The sequence below is a fragment of the Citrobacter sp. MGH103 genome (assembly GCF_001034475.2).
Lineage (GTDB): Bacteria > Pseudomonadota > Gammaproteobacteria > Enterobacterales > Enterobacteriaceae > Citrobacter > Citrobacter freundii.
Genome location: NZ_CP073043.1, coordinates 2,047,727 through 2,068,288, shown reverse-complemented (window position 1 = coordinate 2,068,288; position 20,562 = coordinate 2,047,727). Strand labels below are relative to the sequence as shown.

21 protein-coding genes are annotated in these 20,562 nt (G+C 50.0%); 6 read left to right on the top strand and 15 right to left on the bottom strand.

The genetic code is table 11. The annotated features are described in order from the left end of the window. Window positions 1-12: 12 nt before the first annotated feature. From cheA to flhD, 5 genes are all read right to left on the bottom strand, one after another. On the bottom strand, window positions 13-2,049 hold the full coding sequence (cheA, locus tag SK33_RS09895) for a chemotaxis protein CheA (RefSeq protein ID WP_003034635.1): 2,037 nt from the start codon (window positions 2,047-2,049) through the stop codon (window positions 13-15). A gap of 4 nt (window positions 2,050-2,053) precedes the next feature. After that, on the bottom strand, window positions 2,054-2,983 hold the full coding sequence (gene motB, locus SK33_RS09890; RefSeq protein ID WP_048217996.1) for a flagellar motor protein MotB: 930 nt from the start codon (window positions 2,981-2,983) through the stop codon (window positions 2,054-2,056). After that, entirely contained in the window at window positions 2,980-3,867 is an 888-nt protein-coding gene (gene motA / locus SK33_RS09885) for a flagellar motor stator protein MotA (protein WP_003034628.1), read from the bottom strand. The genes motB and motA overlap by 4 nt, the downstream gene beginning before the upstream one ends. A 124-nt stretch (window positions 3,868-3,991) precedes the next feature. Continuing rightward, entirely contained in the window at window positions 3,992-4,576 is a 585-nt protein-coding gene (flhC, locus tag SK33_RS09880; RefSeq protein ID WP_008785071.1) for a flagellar transcriptional regulator FlhC, read from the bottom strand. Continuing rightward, complete coding sequence (flhD, locus tag SK33_RS09875) at window positions 4,573-4,914, bottom strand: flagellar transcriptional regulator FlhD (RefSeq protein WP_003034622.1); 342 nt, start codon at window positions 4,912-4,914, stop codon at window positions 4,573-4,575. Before flhD ends, flhC begins: the two co-directional genes overlap by 4 nt. Window positions 4,915-5,707: 793 nt before the next feature. On the opposite strand from flhD, the gene uspC reads away from it, so the two are divergent. Further along, on the top strand, window positions 5,708-6,136 hold the full coding sequence (gene uspC, locus SK33_RS09870; protein WP_003034619.1) for a universal stress protein UspC: 429 nt from the start codon (window positions 5,708-5,710) through the stop codon (window positions 6,134-6,136). 17 nt (window positions 6,137-6,153) lie between these two features. On the opposite strand, the gene otsA is transcribed toward uspC, so the two are convergent. From otsA to SK33_RS09840, 6 genes are all read right to left on the bottom strand, one after another. Continuing rightward, window positions 6,154-7,575, bottom strand: coding sequence for an alpha,alpha-trehalose-phosphate synthase (gene otsA / locus SK33_RS09865; RefSeq protein WP_048217997.1), 1,422 nt, complete (start codon window positions 7,573-7,575; stop codon window positions 6,154-6,156). Continuing rightward, a complete protein-coding gene (gene otsB, locus SK33_RS09860; RefSeq protein WP_003034610.1) occupies window positions 7,550-8,353 on the bottom strand; it encodes a trehalose-phosphatase in 804 nt (267 codons plus the stop codon). Before otsB ends, otsA begins: the two co-directional genes overlap by 26 nt. A gap of 175 nt (window positions 8,354-8,528) precedes the next feature. Next, window positions 8,529-9,515 (bottom strand): L-arabinose ABC transporter permease AraH, encoded by a 987-nt coding sequence (araH, locus tag SK33_RS09855; protein WP_003034609.1) that lies wholly within the window; start codon window positions 9,513-9,515, stop codon window positions 8,529-8,531. Window positions 9,516-9,529: 14 nt separating this feature from the next. Next, complete coding sequence (gene araG, locus SK33_RS09850) at window positions 9,530-11,044, bottom strand: arabinose ABC transporter ATP-binding protein AraG (protein WP_048217999.1); 1,515 nt, start codon at window positions 11,042-11,044, stop codon at window positions 9,530-9,532. A 115-nt stretch (window positions 11,045-11,159) separates the two neighbouring features. Further along, window positions 11,160-12,149: an arabinose ABC transporter substrate-binding protein gene (locus SK33_RS09845; protein ID WP_003034602.1), complete on the bottom strand. Its 990-nt coding sequence runs from the start codon at window positions 12,147-12,149 to the stop codon at window positions 11,160-11,162. A gap of 315 nt (window positions 12,150-12,464) precedes the next feature. Further along, window positions 12,465-13,022, bottom strand: coding sequence for a DJ-1/PfpI family protein (locus tag SK33_RS09840; RefSeq protein WP_048218898.1), 558 nt, complete (start codon window positions 13,020-13,022; stop codon window positions 12,465-12,467). A gap of 553 nt (window positions 13,023-13,575) precedes the next feature. Between SK33_RS09840 and SK33_RS09835 the strand changes: the two genes are divergently transcribed. After that, entirely contained in the window at window positions 13,576-14,079 is a 504-nt protein-coding gene (locus SK33_RS09835; protein ID WP_003034597.1) for a non-heme ferritin-like protein, read from the top strand. Between the two features lie 139 nt (window positions 14,080-14,218). Here SK33_RS09835 and SK33_RS09830 read toward each other — a convergent pair whose 3' ends face one another. Then, entirely contained in the window at window positions 14,219-14,470 is a 252-nt protein-coding gene (locus tag SK33_RS09830; protein ID WP_003034595.1) for a DUF2766 family protein, read from the bottom strand. A gap of 130 nt (window positions 14,471-14,600) precedes the next feature. Here SK33_RS09830 and SK33_RS09825 point away from each other — a divergent pair, with 130 nt between their 5' ends. Then, window positions 14,601-16,022 (top strand): MFS transporter, encoded by a 1,422-nt coding sequence (locus tag SK33_RS09825; RefSeq protein ID WP_048218000.1) that lies wholly within the window; start codon window positions 14,601-14,603, stop codon window positions 16,020-16,022. A gap of 33 nt (window positions 16,023-16,055) precedes the next feature. Here SK33_RS09825 and SK33_RS09820 read toward each other — a convergent pair whose 3' ends face one another. Next, window positions 16,056-16,694 carry an RpiB/LacA/LacB family sugar-phosphate isomerase gene (locus SK33_RS09820; RefSeq protein ID WP_003034591.1) on the bottom strand — a complete coding sequence of 213 codons (639 nt, stop codon included), beginning with the start codon at window positions 16,692-16,694 and terminating at the stop codon, window positions 16,056-16,058. Between the two features lie 267 nt (window positions 16,695-16,961). Here SK33_RS09820 and yecR point away from each other — a divergent pair, with 267 nt between their 5' ends. Together yecR and ftnA are read left to right on the top strand one after the other, a co-directional pair. Next, complete coding sequence (gene yecR, locus SK33_RS09815) at window positions 16,962-17,297, top strand: YecR family lipoprotein (RefSeq protein ID WP_003034590.1); 336 nt, start codon at window positions 16,962-16,964, stop codon at window positions 17,295-17,297. 194 nt (window positions 17,298-17,491) lie between these two features. After that, window positions 17,492-17,989 (top strand): non-heme ferritin, encoded by a 498-nt coding sequence (gene ftnA / locus SK33_RS09810; RefSeq protein ID WP_003034588.1) that lies wholly within the window; start codon window positions 17,492-17,494, stop codon window positions 17,987-17,989. 45 nt (window positions 17,990-18,034) lie between these two features. Here ftnA and SK33_RS09805 read toward each other — a convergent pair whose 3' ends face one another. Further along, window positions 18,035-18,274 carry a YecH family metal-binding protein gene (locus tag SK33_RS09805; RefSeq protein WP_003034586.1) on the bottom strand — a complete coding sequence of 80 codons (240 nt, stop codon included), beginning with the start codon at window positions 18,272-18,274 and terminating at the stop codon, window positions 18,035-18,037. A 226-nt stretch (window positions 18,275-18,500) separates the two neighbouring features. Here SK33_RS09805 and tyrP point away from each other — a divergent pair, with 226 nt between their 5' ends. Next, complete coding sequence (gene tyrP / locus SK33_RS09800; protein WP_032949537.1) at window positions 18,501-19,712, top strand: tyrosine transporter TyrP; 1,212 nt, start codon at window positions 18,501-18,503, stop codon at window positions 19,710-19,712. A gap of 26 nt (window positions 19,713-19,738) precedes the next feature. Here tyrP and SK33_RS09795 read toward each other — a convergent pair whose 3' ends face one another. Continuing rightward, window positions 19,739-20,404, bottom strand: a complete 666-nt coding sequence (locus SK33_RS09795) for a YecA/YgfB family protein (RefSeq protein WP_003034581.1) — start codon at window positions 20,402-20,404, stop codon at window positions 19,739-19,741. Window positions 20,405-20,562: the final 158 nt, after the last annotated feature.

Genomic DNA, 20,562 nt, shown 5'->3' with positions numbered 1-20,562 from the left:
CTTCTCACTCAATCAGGCGGCTGTGATCGCCACACGTTGTTCGCGGTTTAATCCCTGCAATGCAGAGACATCGACAATCAGCGCGACGCTGCCGTCGCCGAGGATCGTTGCTGCAGAAATACCTGGCACTTTGCGGTAGTTGCTTTCCAGGTTTTTGACCACTACCTGGTGTTGACCAATTAACTGATCGACCAGCAGCGCATAGCGACGCCCTGCACTTTGTAAAATAACCACAATGCCCTGAGTCGCTTCAGTTTTAGCGCCTTCAACCTCAAAGACTTTCCACAACTCAACCAGCGGTAAATATTCGCCACGCACTTCCAAAACGCGTTCGCCTCCGGCCAACGGATGGAGATCTTCTTCGCGCGGTTGCAGTGATTCCATAACGGCATTTAGTGGCAGAATGAAGACCTCATCCGCCACGCGCACGGACATCCCGTCGAGGATCGCCAGCGTCAGCGGCAGCAGAATGCGAATAGTGGTCCCCTGTCCCTGTTTGGACTGGATCTCAACATGGCCGCCCATCTCCTGGATATTTCGCTTCACCACATCCATACCCACGCCGCGTCCGGAGACATCCGTCACCTGTTCGGCGGTCGAAAAGCCTGGAGCGAAGATCAACATACCCACTTCGTCATCGCTCATGTTTTCGTGGATCGGCATGCCCTGGGAGATAGCTTTGGCCAGGATACGTTCGCGGTTCAGGCCAGCGCCATCATCGGTCACTTCAATACAAATATTCCCACCCTGGTGCTCGGCGGAAAGCGTCAGATTGCCGATTGGGCTTTTGCCGGATTCAAGGCGTTTTTCCGGCAGTTCGATACCATGGTCGAGGCTGTTACGCACCAGGTGCGTCAACGGATCGATGATGCGTTCAATCAGGCTCTTATCGAGTTCGGTTGAGCTACCTACCTGCGTCAGCTCGACCTGTTTACCCAGCTTACCGGCCAGATCGCGCACCAAACGAGGGAAACGACTGAACACATACTCCATTGGCATCATACGAATCGACATCACCGACTCTTGCAAATCGCGGGCGTTACGTTGTAACTGACCCATGCTGGTGATGAGATCGCCATGATTGACGGGATCCAGTTCGTTAGATCGCTGGGCCAGCATCGACTGGGTGATCACCAACTCACCGACCAGGTTAATGAGCTGATCGACCTTCTCAACCGCTACGCGGATGCTGGTCGACTCGCTGGCGCGGGCTGGTTTTTCACGCTCCGCGCGCCCATGTGGCGCTTCACTGGCGGCGGCTTTCACCGCTGGCGCAACGGCAACCGGCTGCGGCTTCGCGACAACGGCTACCTCTTCAGTTTCAACGGTCGCGGGCGCTGCGCTGACGGTTTCGAATTCAATTTGGTCAGCTTCAATGACAAAGCAGAGTACTGCAATGATGTCATCTTCTGCGAGGTTGCCATCAAGCGTAGCTGACAGCGTGTCGCTTCCTTTTACCACATCGGTTAAGGTCGCCAGATTCCCCAGTTCCTCTTCCAGCAAATCCACTTCGCTGGCTTTCAGACGCGAGAGAGTAATGCGTTTTTTACTCTCTTCACTGGCGAGTTCAGGCTTTGCAACCGCCTCTTCCTGCATCGCGGTGCTATCAACAACGCTCAGTTTTGCTGAGTTGACAACTGACGGTGCGGTTTCACCTTTCGCTTCGAGCGCTAACTGCCGTAACGCCTGGCAAATGTACTCAAAACTGTCGGCATCAGGCTCCACTGAGCTTTTATAGGCGTCGAGCTGTTCCTGCATAATATCTTTCGTTTCCAAAAACAGGTTGATAATGTCGGCATTGAGCTGCATCTCGCCACGCCGCGCTTCATCCAGCAGGTTTTCCATCAGATGGGTCGTTTCCTGCAAAATGGTAAAGCCGAAGGTGCCCGCCCCGCCTTTAATCGAGTGCGCTGCACGAAAAATGGCATTCAGCTGTTCGGAGTCCGGGGCTTCAGGAACCAAATCAAGAAGGTGTTGCTCCATATCAGCCAACAGTTCGTCAGCTTCATCAAAAAATGTCTGATAAAAATCGCTAATATCCATGCTCACGCTATCACCTCGGATTGGCTGGTGGCGATGTGGGAACGCTTACCGGCGGGAGTTCCGCTGGCCGTTGTAAGACACTTACCGGCTCATTCTGGCTTTCAGCGTTTTCATGCAAAATGGCCTCTTCTGCCTGCTTATTGAGAACCAGCAGGCTAATACGGCGGTTGATAGCGTCTTCAGGACCGCGATCGCTCAGACGCATCGTGGCGGCCATACCTACCACACGTAATACTTTTCCATCATCCAGACCGCCGCTAACCAGCTCGCGACGCGATGCATTTGCGCGATCAGCAGACAATTCCCAGTTGCTGTACCCTTTCTCACCATTCGCGTAAGGGTAATCATCCGTGTGACCGGAAAGGCTGATCCGGTTAGGGATCCCGTTTAGCACTGGTGCAATCGCGCGCAGGATATCGCGCATGTACGGCTCAACTTCAGCACTACCGGTCTTAAACATTGGGCGATTCTGACTGTCGATAATCTGTATCCGCAGCCCTTCCTGAACTAAATCAATCTTTAAATGCGGACGCAGCGCTCGCAGTTTGGGATCGGATTCAATCAGTTGATCGAGATCGCCACGAAGTTTGCTCAAGCGGCTCTGTTCCATACGTTTTCTCAGGTCATCAATATTCGGCTGCTTGTTCAACTCACCCTGCTGCTGGGTGTAATCATCCCCGCCGCCTGGAATCGGGCTTTGGCTATTCGAAATACGATTTCCCCCGGTCACCGCGGTGGCCAGCGGTGTACGGAAATATTCGGCAATCTGGATCAATTCTTTAGGGCTGGATATAGAAATGAGCCACATCACCAGAAAGAAGGCCATCATCGCGGTCATAAAATCGGCGTAGGCGATTTTCCACGAGCCATGCGCCCCACCACCGTGATTCTTATGTTTGCGTCGCTTTACAACGATAATGGGATGGGCCTGATTTTTCATGCGTCCTCGGTCGTCTGTTGCGCAGTTGGATTTCTCACCGCACGAACATGTTCTTCCAGTTCGATAAACGAAGGACGTTCGCTGGAGTACAGAGTCTTACGACCGAATTCAACGGCAATCGGCGGCGCGTAGCCATTCAGATTGGAGAGCAGCGTTATCTTCACGCACTGCATCATTTTGGTTGTTTCAGCGCTTTTCTGGCGCAGAACGCTGGCAAGCGGAGAAATAAATCCATAGGCCAGCAAAATACCGAGGAATGTTCCCACCATCGCATGCGCAATCAACGCCCCCAGCTCTGCTGCCGGGCGATCGGCAGAAGCCAGTGCATGCACAACACCCATAACGGCCGCGACGATCCCGAATGCCGGCAGTGAGTCGCCGACCATCGCCAGACTATTCGCCGGAACTTCGGCCTCACTCTCATGAGTCTCAATTTCTTCGTCCATCAGCGCTTCAATTTCGAACGTATTCATATTGCCGCTGATAATCAGGCGCAGATAATCGACAATAAAATCAAGCATTACGGCATCGGCAAGAATGCGCGGATAGCTGGCGAAGATTTCACTTTCTTTAGGGTTTTCGATGTCGCGCTCAAGCGAGAACATGCCCTGTTGACGTGACTTGGCCATCAGGCGATACAGGAGCGCCAGCAGATCCATATACATCGCTTTGGTGTATTTCGAACGACGGAAAAGCAGCGGGATCGCTTTCATCGTCCCTTTGATGGCTTTCCCGTTATTACCGACGATGAATGCCCCAATACCCGCGCCACCGATAATCACCAGCTCAGCCGGTTGATAGAGTGCCCCAAGGTGTCCGCCGGTCATCATGTAACCGCCGAAAACTGTACCAATAACAACCAGGTAACCTAATAAGATAAGCACGACATCATCCTTTCGCAATTGACTATGACAGGATGCGCAGTCGGGCAATTAACGTAAGGTCAGGACAAAAAAAAGCAGCGGTAATCGCTTACCGCTGCTGGAGTGTTCATCCACACCGTATCAGTTAAACAGCCTGTTCGATCTGTTCATCCAGCAGTTGTGGAATAATATCGGCAGCATTCTGGGAAAGTTTACGTCTTTTTACGGCCCTTGATGGCGGCTGGCATAAACTACAGGCAAAGCTGCCTGCGGGTTGGTGTGCATGGGTGATAAAATTCCCACCGCAGCAATTGCATTGAGACAACTCCAGCAATCCGCTGTCGACAAATCGTACCAGCGTCCACGCGCGAGTTAACGCCAGCAATGGCCCTTCTTCAGGCTGCGGACACTGCTCAAGATATAACCGATACGCCTTAATCACGGCATCCACGCCGCTACAGAGACCCGTTTTGAGCAGGAATTGCCATGCATTGCAAAACATCGACGCATGAATATTTTGTTCCCACGTCATAAACCAGTCGGTGGAAAACGGGAGCATCCCTTTTGGCGGAGGACTACCGCGTAATTCTTTGTACAGCTTGATTAATCGACCACGGCTTAATTGCGTTTCGCTTTCCAGCATTTGCAAACGGGCGCCCAATGTGATTAATTCCATTGCCAACTGGATATCACGCGCTTCCTGAACAATGCTTTTTTCGCTCATCATCAAGCCCTTTTCTTACGTGCTGCATCATCGATGTCGCTTAACAGGCGTGTTGAAAGCATGATACCAGTATGAATTTGCTGAAGATCGTCAACGCGGGAGTCTTGCGTCAGGCGAGTAACAGTCTGGTGATCGTCGAAACGGAAATGACATACCAGTTGGTTTGTTTCGGCCAGTTTGACCATTTGAGGAAGTGTTAATGTTGCCAACGTGTCCGCCATTTCCTCGCTGATACCAAGGCGAAACATCGCAGATGCTTTGTCCTGAACGATCAAACGCTGTGCAAGCAATAAATATGACAAATTGATGTCATAAATGTGTTTCAGCAACTCGGATGTATGCATTATTTGCATCCATAATAACCAACATTGTTTTCATGCGGTAAAACCGCACCCCGTGATGTCGCCGGGAAGGCCCGGTAAAAAAAAGCAAAAGGTCAAATACATAGCAGCGTAACGAGACTTACGCGTCGTCTAAACAATCCCTTTTAAGAAGGCAGCGTCCCTTACAAGCTCACATCAATTCTTACAAATGTCTAAGATTTTTCCTAATTCGACGCAACTCTACCCGCCGTCAGTTACACATACAACGGAGCTATGCTGCGAATTTAAAGAATATGTGATCAAGATCACATAAACCAGCCAAACACTTAACATAAATCCATCAGCGTGGCTTTTACTTTGCTTATTTCTTAACCTTCCATTATCCATTTCGATTCCTGATGTACGAATATTCTTGCAATAAAAGCGAAAAGTATTATGTTCACGACCGTTAATATCACCCCGTGAAATAGCGAGCTGGATCACATATTTAACTCAAAAAACTTTTTTAATTAAATTCTTTATAAACAATGACTTAAATATTTAGAGCGATTAATTAATACCGCGATGTGACGACCTTGCAAATGTTAATGTATGTTTATTTTTTATTAACACATTATTTTCATTAGCCGTGGGTTTTACTTAAGTTACCTAAACATATCTGCAACCAATATGAATCGATTATTCTATTTATAAGAATAATTAATGAATAATCATGATGACATTCACACTATGAAGGAAGGAAACGTTGCAGTATGGAGTAAGCTGAGTAAAGCTGAAAAGCCCCCTCATAATTCTTGAAAAAAAGGAGCGAGTTATGAGCTATTCGCACATTCTTGTTGCTGTTGCCGCCACCCCTGAAAGTCAGCAGTTGTTAGACAAGGCGGTTTCTATCGCTCGCCCTGTCAACGCCCGAATTAGCCTGATTACACTGGTCTCAGACCCCGAACTGTATAACCAGTTTGCAGCTCCCATGCTGGAAGACCTGCGTGAAGTCATGCAGGAAGAAACTCAGGATTTTATCGACAAACTTAGCAAAGAAGCAGAATACCCTATTGAGCATACCTTTATTACCTATGGGGCTCTGAATGAACATATCCTGGATGTATGCCGCAAATACGCCATTGACCTGGTCATTTACGGCAACCATAACCACAGTTTTTTTTCACGCGCTTCCTGTTCAGCGAAAAGCGTGATTCATACCAGCCAGGTGGACGTTCTTCTGGTTCCGCTAGCCGGAGATTAATACACAGCGCCAGGACTTCATGCGAGTTTAGAACAGGAAGAAATATTGTCTGGCAGTTGGCATTGACTCCGACGCGGCGTGACTGTTTTAAGATCACTAATGAACGTCGCCTGCCAGTTGTCGATATCGTTTTTAACGATAGTCTCAAGCATTTCAGCGTGGCGCGAGATGCGTTCGGTAAGTGGCATCGTCAGCGCCTGGTTTAATGCGCCTGCCACTTCATCCCGGTCATAAGGATTAACAATAAGCGCAGAGGTTAGCTCATTCGCCGCCCCGGCAAATTGCGATAAAACCAGCACGCCAGGGTTAGCAGGATCCTGTGCGGCCACAAACTCTTTCGCCACCAGGTTCATACCATCGCGCAACGGGGTCACCAATCCTACGTCAGAGTAGCGGAAGATCTTCATCAGCAATTTACGATCAAAGTACTGGTTCAGATAGTAAAGCGGCGTCCAGCCCAGTTGCCCATATTTGCCGTTGATTCGCCCTGCTTCTGTTTCCAGTTGGTGGCGAATATCCTGATAGGCCTGCACCTCTTCACGCGAGGTCGGCGCTATCTGCGTATAGCGAATTTTACCGTGGTGCTGCGGATAATGTTCCAGTAAGGCCTCGTAGGCCTGAAAGCGCTCCGGCAAGCCTTTGGAATAATCCAGACGCTCCACGGAGAAAATATTCTGCACATTTTTAAGCTCCGCTTTTAGCTGCGCCAGTTTTGGCGGCAGCGGCCCGGACGCCTGTCGTGCAATCTCATCAGGTTCGATACCGATGGGATAGACCTGAGTGCGAAACGCTTTTCCCCATGCCAGGTGCTGCTTATCTTTATGCGTGGACACCCGAGTCTGGGCTGCGAGACAGTCCAGAAAAGCCTGGCGATCGTTTTCGGTCTGGAAACCAAGCAAATCAAAATCACACATTTGCTCAAGTAGCGCCAGATGTGGAGGGAGCGCATTAAAAATTTCCGGCGTCGGAAAAGGAATATGCAGGAAAAAACCGATGCGGTTATTCACACCGCGCTTACGTAACTCGCAGGCAAACGGCAACAGATGGTAATCATGAATCCAGATGATGTCGTCATCGCCAAGCAGCGGCAGAAGTTTATCTACCAGTAAGGCATTAACCCGTTGGTAGCCTTCCCAGGCAGAGCGCTGAAACTGAACTAAATCCAGTCGATAGTGAAATGCGGGCCATAAAACCGCATTTGAAAACTGGCAGTAATACTCTTCGTAATCTTGCTCACTCAAATTAAACGAGGCCCAGGTGATATTGCCACGCGTGACTTTTTTTAACGGTTTATCCTCATTACCGGTATCACCACTCCAGCCAAACCACAGACCACCAGCAGCTTTTAACGCGCCCAGTACACCGACCGCGAGCCCACCCGCGCTCCCTTTGTCATCTGGTGAGGCGATACGATTAGATACTACGACTAAACGACTCATAGCCACCTCTTCTGTTATTCGTTGCTTTCGATTCTTGCTGCGAAGAGTTAATTTGCTCCAGCCAGCGCCAGACATCCCTGACGCCATCCAGACGCCATGTCGCCTGCGTCGGCCCGATCCCCACCTTCACGGAAATACCGCCAGCGCGGTTAACCACAGCAAATCCTGTTTCATCTGTCAGATCATCACCGAAAAACACAGGGATCCGGCCAGCAAAAGGCGCTTCCTGCATAAATGCAGCTATCGCGTCGCCTTTATTGCTACCCTTAGGCTTTATTTCCACGACACATTTTCCATGCTGCAGAGCAAGCTGCGGCCATCTGCGCGTGATGCGTTCAGCCAGGGTAATCAGCGCAGCTTCGTGTTCGGGTGCCTGGCGATAGTGCAACGCGAAAGCCATACCTTTGGTTTCCAGCGTTGTCCCCGGTAACGTCACTAACGCTGCGTGTAATAAAGCCCCAGCTTCACGCTCGATACCTTCAGGCAGGTGTACTATGTGCGTTTGACCATTGATGTCACGGCGTTCTGCCCCATGCACTCCGGCAAGCGGAAAACGAAACGGAGTTGTGAGTGCGTCAAGCTCAACCATTGAGCGCCCTGAAATCAATGCCAGCGCATCCGCATTATGCGTCGCTAACTGATGTAAACATTGCAGGATTGCCTTAGGGACAACGACCTGGTCGGGAAAGGGTTTAATCTCAGCAAGTGTCCCATCGAGATCAAAAAAGTAAGCACAGTTTACAGATTGTTCAGGGGGTAAGATCAGTGATGCTGTCACCCGGTTATCCTCCTCATCATAGTCAGAACGCCACGCGGATCGCGGCGTATAGATGATGTATGACGGATATAAGTATAGACAGTGTGACCATGCTCGCCATTTGGAAAAACAATCGCCAGCCGGGTAGCGGCTGGCGATGGGCAGAAGCTAGACTAAAAAGTTAGGGTTTAAATCATCAAACGGTACGCTTCGCTTTTTGCTTGTAACGGTCGAAGATCACCGCCGCCAGCAGGATGAGGCCACGTACCACATACTGCGCGAACGGAGAGATATTCAGCAGGTTCATCGCATTCTCAACCGTACCCAGGATTAACACCCCGGCCACCACATATGAGATTTTTCCGATGCCACCTTTAAGCGAAACGCCCCCTAACACGCAGGCTGAAATCACGATCAACTCATAACCGATTGAGGTCATTGGCTGGCCGCTGGTCATACGCGATGCGAGGATAATCCCGGCAATGGCGGATACCAGACCGGAAAGAATAAAGATAATAATCTTGGTACGAACAACAGGAACCCCTGCCAGGCGCGCCGCCTCTTCATTGCCCCCAATGGCCAGCGTATTACGACCAAACGTGGTTTTGTTCAGCAGTAAACCAAAGACAATGAAACAAACGACAGTGATCCAGATAGGCGCAGGCAGACCAAACCAGTTAGCATAACCGAGTGTAAAGAAACGCTCGTCTTCAATCCCGACAGCCTTACCGTCGGAGATAATATAAGCCAGACCACGTACAATCTGCATCGTCGCAAGAGTAGTGATCAGGGCGTTAATTTTTAACCGCGCAATCACGAACCCATTCACCAGGCCACACAGAATACCGAGCAGCAGTCCGGCAGCCACGCCAATCCACAAACTTTCAGTCATGTTAATGACTACGGCAGTGGTAACACCAGCACAAGCAATCACAGATGCGACAGACAGGTCGAAATCACCGGATGCCAGACAAAACAGCATCCCACACGCGACCATGCCCGACATCGATACTGCCAGTCCCAGTCCCTTCATATTGATGAAGGTGGCAAAGTTTGGCACAAACAGGGAACAAACGAGGAACAGCACGGCGAACACCACCAGCATACCGTATTGATCCCAAATGCGGCCCAGATTTAGCGCCGACTTCGCTGCGCCAGAACCCGATGTAGAAACGGAAGACATCATACTCTCCTTATTCAGGCTACAGCCTGGCTGACTTTAGGCATAGCAAGGCTCAACGCCTGGCGCTCATCCGCCTGTTCATGAAGTAACTCACCGGCAATTTCGCCTTCTCTCATCACCACAATACGGTCGGCGACACCGAGCACTTCTGGCAGGTCACTGGAAGCAAACAATACGGCCACACCGCGCGCTGCGAGGGCATAAATCACGTTGTAAATTTCATGCTTGGCGCCTACATCAATGCCGCGTGTAGGCTCATCCAACAAAATCACCTTCATCTCTTCCGATAACCAACGACCGAGGATAGCCTTCTGTTGATTACCGCCGGAGAGATTCATGATCAGTTGCTCTGCACCCGGTGTTTTGATGTTGAGTGAACGAATATGGTGATCGGCATTGGTCTCTTCCCAGCCGTTGTTGATCACGCATCCCCCCAGAACATGCTTACGTCGTGCACTAATGTTGATGTTGTTGCGTACTGAATGGACCGGAATGATCCCTTCGGCTTTGCGATCCTCCGGGCACAGCATCATCCCTGCTTCAATGGCATGGCTTGGTTTACGGATATCGATAGGCTGTTCATCAATAAATACCTGGCCCGCCGTGATACGCGTACCACCGAACAGTCCTTTCATTAATTCGCTACGTCCGGCCCCCACCAGGCCAAACAGCCCGACAATTTCACCGCTTCGCACGGATAAACTGATTGGCGTACGCACGCCCGGGGCTTTTACTTCATGCAACCGCAGACGCTCTGTGCCAAACGGTCTGGATTTCCAGCCATAGATATCCCCGAGGTCGCGCCCGACCATCGCCTGCACCAGCGCGTCGTGATCGACCTGCTGCATATCCGTGAACGTTTTGACGTAATGACCATCCTTAAACACAGTGATGGCATCGCTGAGGGCAAAAATCTCCTCCATACGGTGCGAAACGTACAGAATGATGCGTCCTTCGTTGCGCAGCTCACGGATGACACGAAACAGATTCTCAATCTCACGTGCTGACAGGGAACTGGTCGGTTCATCAAACGCAATAATTTTGGCGTTTCGCGCCAGCGCTTTTGCAATCTCTACCATCTGCCACTGACCAATGGAGAGGTATTTCAATGGGGTATCGGGATCGATATCCATTCCCAGATGCTTCAGCTGGATTCCTGCTTCATAGTTCAGCAGCGAGCGGTTCACAATCCCGCCTTTGTGCGGTAACTGCCCTAAATAAATATTCTCGGCAACGGTCATTTCCGGGACGAGATGCAGTTCCTGATAAATAATGGCGACGCCGGCGTTGAGCGCGGCAGTGGTATCCGCGAAGGAAACTTCCTGTCCGCGGATCGTCAATGATCCCGTCGTTGGCGCATAGTTACCGCTGAGAATTTTTAAGAGTGTTGATTTCCCGGCGCCATTTTCGCCCATCAGCGCATGCACCTGTCCGGCATAGCAGTCGAAACTGATATCCGTCAGCGCCTTAACGCCGGGGAACGTTTTGCCAATGCCGCGAAATGAGAGATACGGGGTAGACTGTTGCATAACGTCTCCGTGAGTCAGATCTTTATGCCGGAGGGGGGCTTTGCCTCATCCGGCCTTCTGAGGACGCAATTCGTAGGCCGGATAAGACGCGTTGACGTCGCATCCGGCATTTGTGTTACTTACCGCCTAAGCCTTTCTTAGCCAGCTCTTCTTTGAAGTTATCGCGGGTAATCAGCACCACATCCGTCACTTCAGTGAATGCCGGTGGCTCTGCACCTTTCGTTACCCAGTTGTAGAGCATTTCACTGGACTTGTAGCCGTGAACGTCCGGGCTTGGCAGCAGTGAACCGTAGAACCCGGTCGCTTCGCCTTTAGACAGTTCGCTTACTGCGTCAACGCCGTTGATACCAATACCAATTACGTTTGGTGCTTTGAAGCCCTGCCCTTCGGTCGCACGTACGCCGCCCAGCACAGTGTTGTCGTTCATGCCGACAATCAGCCAGTGTTTGACTTCAGGATGCTGAACCAGCATAGAGTTAGCGGCATCGAATGCGCCGGGGATATCATTTGATTTAGTCGGGACCTGATAGATCTGTTTTTCCGGGAAGCCAGCGGCTTTAAGCGCTTCCATTGAACCAGAAGTACGACGACGTGCGGTATCCAGTTCGTTGGCGGTAATGGCCATTACGGCGGTGGATTTCACATCCCAACCGCGTTTTTGCATCTCCTTGTACAGCTCCTGGCCCTGGCGCTCACCAATTTTGGTTGCCGCCATCATCACCAGCGGTACGGTATCCATCGGTTTACCTTTGGCGTTGGCAAACTGGTCATCGACGGCAATGACTTTCATATCGTAGCCACGCGCCTTAGCCATAATGGCTGGCCCCAGTTTTGGGTCTGGCGTACAAATAACAAACCCTTTTGCTCCACTTGCAGCCAGGCTGTCGATGGCGTTAAGGGTTTTCTCACCATCCGGGACGGCAATTTTAATCACCTCAAAACCAAGGTCTTTACCGGCTTTATCGGCAAATTTCCATTCAGTCTGGAACCACGGTTCTTCCGGCTGTTTGACCAGGAAACCGAGCTTCATGGATTCAGCGATAGCGGATTGTGACATAATGGCCGCCAGACCGATGGCAGCCAGCGCTTTAGTGAATTTGTGCATGGTTAACTCCAGCTTTAACGTTCTTTTATGTAGGGTAAAATCAGACGATTTTTTGTAATTCGTACGTAAAACAAGGCATTACCTTTTATTGATAAGATCAATGCCAGTGCTGAGAGTATTTGTAGCGGGAAATTGATTCTCCATAAGAGAGCGGCATCACACCACAGAATTACAGTAATTGCGTACATAAATTCAGCGGGAAATGACATAAAAAAACGCGGTTTTGTCGACGGGAAAAAAGAGGAATAGCAGATTAGTCCATAACATCAGCCAACGAATCCTTGTTCCCGAATACCGGAGCATTCGGGAAAATGATTACCATCGGTAATAAATGTGATCAGCGTGATCGCGAACCGGAATATCATCTCCCAATAGACGCGCCGCAAGCGTCAATGCAAAATCGAAAATATGCCCTAACCCTTTACCGCTAATCAGGTTGCCATCTTCCACAATCGGCGCATCGATATATTCCCCATCCGTTACGTTTTGCCACAGATCCCCCGAACACACGTAGCGACGCCCCTTCAGCAGGCCGTTGCCACCCAGCACGCGCGCAGCCGCGGAACACACCGGGCAAATGAGTTTTCCTGCCTCGTCATGGCGAGCGATAAACTGGATGACAGCCCTACTGGCGGCAAGATTAACGCTGCCCTGCGGCCCGCCCGGTAACACAACGGCATCGTAAAGATCCGTCTGACGCGCAGCCAGCGTGCTGTCCGTCACCATCGGCACGTCATGATAGCTCACCACCGCACGGGACTCGGCGCAGGCCAGTGTTTCAACTTCGATCTGCAGGCGGCGCAGAATATCAATGGTAACAATGGCTTCCGCCTCTTCAAAACCAGGTGCCAGTAGCACGGCAACCTTTTTCATACACACTCCTCGATTTTTCCAAATACACCAAACCATAAATGCCGAATCATTCAGGCGCTTAACTTTATTAATTTCCACAAAACTGATCTGGCGCAAAAAATTAGCCAGCAGATAACGTTCACCGACACGTCCCGATAATGAAATTTCTCCATCCCAAGGCCGGATAATCATCCGGTGAGAGACAATACCTGATTGTGAAATTCCATTTCGTGATATGAAACATCATTTCAATATTAATGCCTGGATTTAATCCCATAAATATCAATCCCTTATATTCACACCACTTATATACACAAGCAGAAAAATCACTAATATTGCTATGACAATATGTAAAAAATCATAAATACGCAGATTTAAGGATTTTCTTAAGTCGGAACAGGAGTTATGCTGAATCTCGATCGGGAGCGAATATAATTCGTGATCACTAAAGGACCGGCGGAACGGATTTATTCTGCTAACAGTTTTAATTGTACGTAGAGGTGATGTGTAGCGGCAGCCCGTTGCACTGACGTAAGTAACGTACATCCCCCTTTCTGGAAATAAGGATATTGATATGGCTGCAGTTGGAATTGTTCATAAACTCAACACACAAATGAACCTCGAGTTCTACGCATCGAATCTTTACCTGCATCTCAGTGAATGGTGTTACGAACACAGCCTGACTGGCACCGCAACCTTTCTACGCACTCAGGCACAAGGTAACGTGACTCAAATGATGCGTATGTTCAATTTTATGAAAAGTGCCGGGGCTAACCCCATCGTCAAGGCTATTGATGTTCCGGGTGATGAACTAACTTCTCTTGAAGAACTGTTTCAGAAAACGCTGGATGAATACCAACAGCGTTACAGCAAGCTATCACGCTTGACCAATGAAGCAGAAGCCTTGAATGATGCAACAACCATTGATTTTCTTCACGATCTGGAAAAAGAGCAGCAGCAGGATGGCGTGCTGTTACAAACGATTCTTGATGAAGTCCGCAGCGCTAAACGTGCGGGACTGTGCATGGCGCAAACCGATAAGCATCTGCTGAACGTCGTGAATTATCAACATCACTAATCTTCAATTTTCATCGTGTTAATGCCGGATAACGATGCGACGCACCTTATCCGGCTGGTGCTTAATTTTCTCTACGCTCACGCCTCTCATTCTGCGAGGCGCAAAAAAACCTTTCTAAAACCTGAAACAACGGTTTATTTTAGTGAGATTCATTCTGCGGCGTGAATTTCAACTCGATCAAGGCAACTGCTTTTTGTATTGCGCGCATAGTAACCGGATCGGCGCCCGCAGGATGGCTGGAGAAATCGATGCTTTTCAGTTGGCTGGACATTTTCTCCCGCACTTCTACTGGGGCAATAACATCAAGAACATCCAGAATCTGCTTGATAACCAGCTGACAGGCAACAACGTCCGAGAGCAGTTCCTGATCGGCATTCAGTGTTTGGGACATAGTGAGCTCCTTATAGAAAGGTCGTCATAGTACCTATTCAACGAACGAAACGATAGCCGCGCATGCATTACGAATGCGCTGGAAAATAAAAATAGATCCAGTCAGTTTCTTTTGAGATGGCAAACACAACATGAGTGAACATTTAGCGGTTGAGAACAAACGCGGTCTATCCCCGGCTGCATTACTTGTTGCCGGGGCTTTCTTTATGGAGTTTATTGACGGCACGGTGATTGCCACCGCACTGCCCGACATGGCGAAGAGTTTTGCCGTGCAAGCGGTAGACCTGAACATAGGTATCAGCGCCTATCTGATTACCCTCGCGGTGCTGATTCCCGCCAGCGGCTGGATTGCGGATCGCTTCGGCGCCCGAAAGGTGTTTACCCTGGCGCTGGTGATATTTACTCTCGCCTCGGTTTTATGCGGTTTGTCCGAAAGCCTTGAGAGCTTTGTCGCCATGCGAATCTTACAGGGTGTAGGTGGCGCGCTAATGGTTCCGGTTGGCCGACTTGCAGTATTGCGTACCACGCCTAAACATCAGTTGATCACCGCTATTGCGACCCTGACCTGGCCCGCGTTAGTCGCCCCCATCATTGGCCCTCCCCTTGGCGGATTCATTACCAGCTATGCCAACTGGCGTTGGATCTTCTTCATCAATGTACCGCTCGGGATACTGGCGATTGCGCTGGCGCTACGTTTTATCCCGGATATTCATGACAACGAGCGCCGCCCATTTGATATAACGGGATTTATCACAACCTCTGTTGCGATGGTAAGCCTGGTGTATGCCATGGAGTTACTGGGAACCCAACAGCCTCAGGGCTGGCTGACCGCCGGACTTTTGGCGCTAGGAACAGTGACATTTCTGTTTGCCCTGCATCATTTTCGTCGCGCCGCATGGCCAATGATTCGCCTTGATGCCATGAACGTCCCTACTTTTCGCGTCACCATGTATGGCGGATCGCTGTTTCGTGCCTCTATCAGCGCCGTGCCGTTTCTGCTGCCGTTAATGTTTCAGGTAGGTTTTGGCATGAACGCTTTCCACGCGGGTTCGCTGGTGCTGGCGGTATTTGTGGGCAATCTGACGATTAAACCGGCCACCACACCGTTGATACGTTGGCTGGGCTTTAAGAAACTGCTGTTGATTAACGGTGCGCTTAACGTTCTGGCGCTGCTGGCCTGTGCATTAATTACGCCACAGACCCCCGTGTGGGTTATTTTGCTGGTGTTGTATCTGGGCGGTGTGTTCCGCTCAATTCAGTTTACCGGCGTCAGCACGCTTGCCTTCGCGGACGTCCCCGCGGCACAAATGAGCTACGCTAATACGCTGTTCAGTACAGCGACACAATTAGCGGTAGGATTGGGCATTTCTTTAGCCGCTATTGGGATCCGCATTGGCGATGTGGTCAGTGAAAAGCTGGCATTGGGCAATATTCCAGGGATCAGTTTCCGGCTGGCCTTTGTCGCTATTGCCATTATTTGTCTGGTAGGTATGGTGGATACGCTGCGGCTCACCCGTGATGCAGGAAGTGCAGTATCGAACAAGAACAGGTAGCCCGGAGGGTGAACGCTGCCGGGCCAATAGGATTTAGCCAATTACCTCGCGTACAAACGCTTCGATTGCTTTGTCCTGGCAGTTTTCAAAGAAGCACTGCTGGAAGCGCGGGCCCGATACAGCGGTTTTCACCAGCTCAGGATCGATAGCGCGCAGCGTGTCCAGATAATTTTCTTTTACTACAGCCGCTTTCACCTGATTCAGAATACCGGCGTTACGCACCTGCGGCTCTTTACGCTCCGGTGGGTAGCCTTCGCCGTTACGCCCGGTGAACGCTTTTTCAAACATATAGCGCACATTCAGCTCAGCACCCCAGCCAAAACCTTTGGCGAATGCCAGAGAAAGCGCGTTGCCGTTGTTGATCTGAGAGAACAAGAACGCATCTGCAGGATCGAGGCAATAACCACACACCACACCCGGATGGATATTCAGTGACATCATTGCCCCCTGGCCCGTGCCGCAACCGGTGACCACGAAATCAACCGCTTTGGAATTAAGCAGGATGCTGGCCATAATTCCTAAATGGATGTAGGTCAGATGATGATCATTTTCATCGCTCATCCCAACGTTATAGACCGGAAAACCTTTCTCATCCGCAACGGCTTTAAGCTCGTTATGGATGATGGCGTTTTTGCTTGCCTGACTGTTTTCCATCATCAATGCAATTTTCATTCTGTACTCTCCTGAATGCGCTGCGGTAGCCCGCTGAAAGTCATAACATTCAGCCACATTACTATTTTGCAATCACACTTTCAAATTTAATGAAATTTAGTTTTAAAAAACAAAGTTGCGCTCACATTCTTGTCTGAACAGTTCAGAATTGCCTCAAACGAATGACCTCGTTGTGATTAATCACAGGTGATCTTCGGGCTATTCAAGCCATTGATGAGGGCCTCTGTATGCCATGATAGTGTATCTTCGAACTTTCAGAGCGATCTCATGAAGACCTTTATCCTAGCGCTTTTGCCGCTCGTGCTGACAGGATGCACAATTACAAAACAGGCACAGGTCAGCGAAGCCAGCGCCATCACTGGTGTGGTTCGCCTGACTTATAATCAGGCTATGTTACAAACAGCACGTACCGATGACTACGTTACCCAAGGGACAGCCACCAAAGAGTGTCAGCGCCTGGGCTATGCCAGCGCTGAAGCGTTTGGTCAGCCGGTGTCAACCTGCAGCGTATATGCAGGTTCTCTGTGCTTAAATACCAAAATTACACTCGCCTGGCAGTGTCATGGTGTCGCGGTATCGCAATCCCCCTCATTCAATTATTAATATTTCCGACCAGCACATTTTTGCTGGTCTTTTACCACTTTATTATTTATATCCCCCGCTTAATATCGTTAATGCGTTTTATTCCCATTCGCATTTTTAATAAATAAATTTATTATTTTACCTTTTGCAAATAATTAAATAACAAATTATAGTGACGCCACGTCAATATATAATAATGTTTGTGGAGCAGAACCATGCTGAAAACAGAAATGATCGACCAACTGAATGAGCAAATGAATCTTGAATTATATTCATCTCTGCTCTACCAACAGATGAGCGCGTGGTGCAGCTATCACAGCTTCGAAGGTGCCGCCGCGTTTTTGCGCCGTCACGCCCAGGAAGAGATGACGCACATGCAGCGTCTGTTCGACTACCTGACCGATACCGGCAGCTTGCCGCGTATTAATACCGTTTCTTCACCTTTTGCTGAATATGCGTCTCTGGATGAACTGTTCCGTGTCACTTACGAACACGAGCAGTTGATCACCCAGAAAATTAATGAGCTGGCACACGCGGCAATGACCCACCAGGATTATCCAACCTTTAATTTCCTGCAGTGGTATGTTGCCGAGCAGCATGAAGAAGAGAAATTATTTAAATCTGTTATTGATAAGCTGTCGCTGGCAGGGAAAAGCGGCGAAGGTCTTTATTTCATCGATAAAGAACTGGCTACGCTTGATACGCAGAATTAATATTTTGGGGTAATGAAGGCAACCCGCCATCATTACCCATTAAAATCAGTGACGGCAGATCTTGCTTTCGTGCGTAGAGAAGCCGTCTTCTTTTGCAATAAACTTTCCCTTCGCCGCTAAAAACGCCACCAGCTCGCCTGCCGTCATATCTGCCGCAGAACAAGTGTGGAAACGTGCCTGCTCGCCGAAACGTGCCGTAATCGCCGCTTCAAGGCTGGCATTTGAATACTGCTCGCCAGATTCAATCATCATGTTGAGCACTTCGTGACCGTGAATAGATTCCATACTACCTCCTCAATAAATACCGTAGCCTAATGTGAACCGCACGGCGCTGCTTTGCGCTAACGCAGGTTTATCCGCAGATAAATGTCATTTGTTATACATCTTAATGGTCAAAAATATCGTAAACATTAATGTACAACCATTGTAACGACGATTTGACGAACATAGCGTTTTGCCTTAACCTGCGCCGCAGATACAACCGTTGATTATCTCTGGGACAGAGGAAAGCGTGAAAAACAGAACCCTGGGTAGTATTTTTATCGTGGCGGGAACCACGATTGGTGCCGGTATGTTGGCAATGCCGTTGGCTGCGGCAGGCGTGGGGTTTAGCGTCACGTTGGTATTGTTAGTCAGTCTTTGGGCGTTGATGTGCTACACCGCGCTGCTGCTGCTTGAAGTATATCAACATGTCCCGGCAGACACCGGGCTGGGTACGCTGGCAAAACGTTATCTTGGTCGTTACGGACAATGGGTAACGGGCTTTAGCATGATGTTTTTAATGTATGCCCTGACGGCGGCGTACATCAGTGGTGCAGGTGAACTGCTGGCCTCCAGCATCAGCGACTGGACAGGAACAAATATATCCCCGACAACAGGTGTTCTGCTGTTCACCTTTGTTGCCGGTGGCGTGGTTTGTGTCGGGACCTCGCTGGTCGATCTCTTCAACCGTCTGCTATTCAGTGCCAAGATAATCTTCCTGGTGGCGATGCTGGCTCTGTTAATGCCGCATATCCATAAAGTGAACCTGCTTACGCTGCCGCTGCAACAGGGGCTGGCGCTCTCCGCAATCCCGGTCATCTTCACCTCGTTCGGTTTTCACGGCAGTGTTCCCAGTATCGTCAGCTATATGAACGGTAACATCCGTAAACTGCGTTGGGTGTTTATTACGGGTAGCGCTATTCCACTGGTCGCCTATATCTTCTGGCAACTGGCGACGCTTGGCAGCATTAACTCGACAACGTTCATGGGGCTTTTAGCCAACCACGCAGGCTTAAACGGCTTATTGCAGGCATTGCGTGAAGTCGTGGCTTCGCCGCACGTCGAACTGGCGGTACATCTGTTTGCCGACCTCGCGCTGGCAACCTCTTTCCTCGGCGTTGCATTGGGATTATTTGACTACCTAGCCGACCTCTTCCAGCGCCGCAATACCGTAGCGGGAAGAATGCAAACCGGCGTGGTGACCTTCCTGCCGCCGCTGGCATTCGCGCTGTTCTATCCGCGTGGTTTTGTCATGGCATTAGGGTATGCGGGCGTTGCCCTGGCGGTGCTGGCGCTGCTCATTCCCTCGATGCTGGCCTGGCAGAGCAGAAAACATAATCCGCAGGCCAACTACCGCGTAGCCGGCGGTGCTCCGGCGCTGGCACTGGTATTTTTGTGCGGCATTGTGGTGATAGCAGTGCAGTTTTCTATTGCAGCAGGATTACTACCAGAAGTGGGTTAAAACAAAGGGGCTTTCGCCCCTTTCTGTTAATGCAAACAGCACTGCTTATATTTCTTGCCGCTGCCACAGGGGCAAGGGTCATTGCGCCCTACTTTGGCATCCACTTTCACCGGTACTTTGACCGGCGTTTCCTGAGGATGCGCCATCCAGTAAGCATGCAGGTCCAGCGCAGCAAGGCGGATGGCATCGACGCTCTCTTCAAACGCTTCAGGTGTCAATTTCTCAACCACCGCAAAGTTCTCTTCCGTACCGTGCAGCGCAATAGCCTCAAGTGCTGGTTTTAACGTGTCCGGTAACGCGGACCAGTCTGACAGTGCAACGCCGCGCATATAACCAAAGCACCACTCTTCAACGATGGTCAGTTCATGCTCGTCAATTTCACGCAAACCAAACAACGGCTCAAACTGCTCAGGATATTCATCCAGACGATCGGCCGTATCCGCCATATGTTGAAACGCCAGGTTCATGAAACGCGTCATTTCTTTTTCGGAGGACCAGCGAGGGACATACTGCGCGCCCCCCCAAATAGCGACCAGCCACTGCTCTGGTTCAATTTCATACGGTGAACTCAGCACCGCCGTCAGCAAACCATCCAGTTCTGACACATCCAGAATAGCCTTGTCTGTATTGTACTTAGTCAGTACATCATCCAGCCATTCCAGTTCGCTCTCGTTTAATGGTCCCGTTTTCATAACGCTTTTCCTTAGTCAAAAAATCTTGCCTGTGATCATCCTACATGGCTGGAGGGATAACAGATACAAATGGGCATATGCGGCATACAGTTGCCGCCTGTTCAGGTTAACAGGAAACGAGGGGAATTCCGGAAGTTAACGCACAAAAGAGAACACTA

Coding starts and splice junctions, on each gene's coding strand:
- motB (WP_048217996.1), bottom strand. CDS start 2,983: ATGAAAAATCAGGCCCATCCCATTATCGTTGTAAAGCGACGCAAACAT.
- flhD (WP_003034622.1), bottom strand. CDS start 4,914: ATGCATACATCCGAGTTGCTGAAACACATTTATGACATCAATTTGTCA.
- uspC (WP_003034619.1), top strand. CDS start 5,708: ATGAGCTATTCGCACATTCTTGTTGCTGTTGCCGCCACCCCTGAAAGT.
- otsA (WP_048217997.1), bottom strand. CDS start 7,575: ATGAGTCGTTTAGTCGTAGTATCTAATCGTATCGCCTCACCAGATGAC.
- araH (WP_003034609.1), bottom strand. CDS start 9,515: ATGTCTTCCGTTTCTACATCGGGTTCTGGCGCAGCGAAGTCGGCGCTA.
- araG (WP_048217999.1), bottom strand. CDS start 11,044: ATGCAACAGTCTACCCCGTATCTCTCATTTCGCGGCATTGGCAAAACG.
- SK33_RS09845 (WP_003034602.1), bottom strand. CDS start 12,149: ATGCACAAATTCACTAAAGCGCTGGCTGCCATCGGTCTGGCGGCCATT.
- SK33_RS09840 (WP_048218898.1), bottom strand. CDS start 13,022: ATGAAAAAGGTTGCCGTGCTACTGGCACCTGGTTTTGAAGAGGCGGAA.
- SK33_RS09835 (WP_003034597.1), top strand. CDS start 13,576: ATGGCTGCAGTTGGAATTGTTCATAAACTCAACACACAAATGAACCTC.
- SK33_RS09830 (WP_003034595.1), bottom strand. CDS start 14,470: ATGTCCCAAACACTGAATGCCGATCAGGAACTGCTCTCGGACGTTGTT.
- SK33_RS09825 (WP_048218000.1), top strand. CDS start 14,601: ATGAGTGAACATTTAGCGGTTGAGAACAAACGCGGTCTATCCCCGGCT.
- SK33_RS09820 (WP_003034591.1), bottom strand. CDS start 16,694: ATGAAAATTGCATTGATGATGGAAAACAGTCAGGCAAGCAAAAACGCC.
- yecR (WP_003034590.1), top strand. CDS start 16,962: ATGAAGACCTTTATCCTAGCGCTTTTGCCGCTCGTGCTGACAGGATGC.
- ftnA (WP_003034588.1), top strand. CDS start 17,492: ATGCTGAAAACAGAAATGATCGACCAACTGAATGAGCAAATGAATCTT.
- SK33_RS09805 (WP_003034586.1), bottom strand. CDS start 18,274: ATGGAATCTATTCACGGTCACGAAGTGCTCAACATGATGATTGAATCT.
- SK33_RS09795 (WP_003034581.1), bottom strand. CDS start 20,404: ATGAAAACGGGACCATTAAACGAGAGCGAACTGGAATGGCTGGATGAT.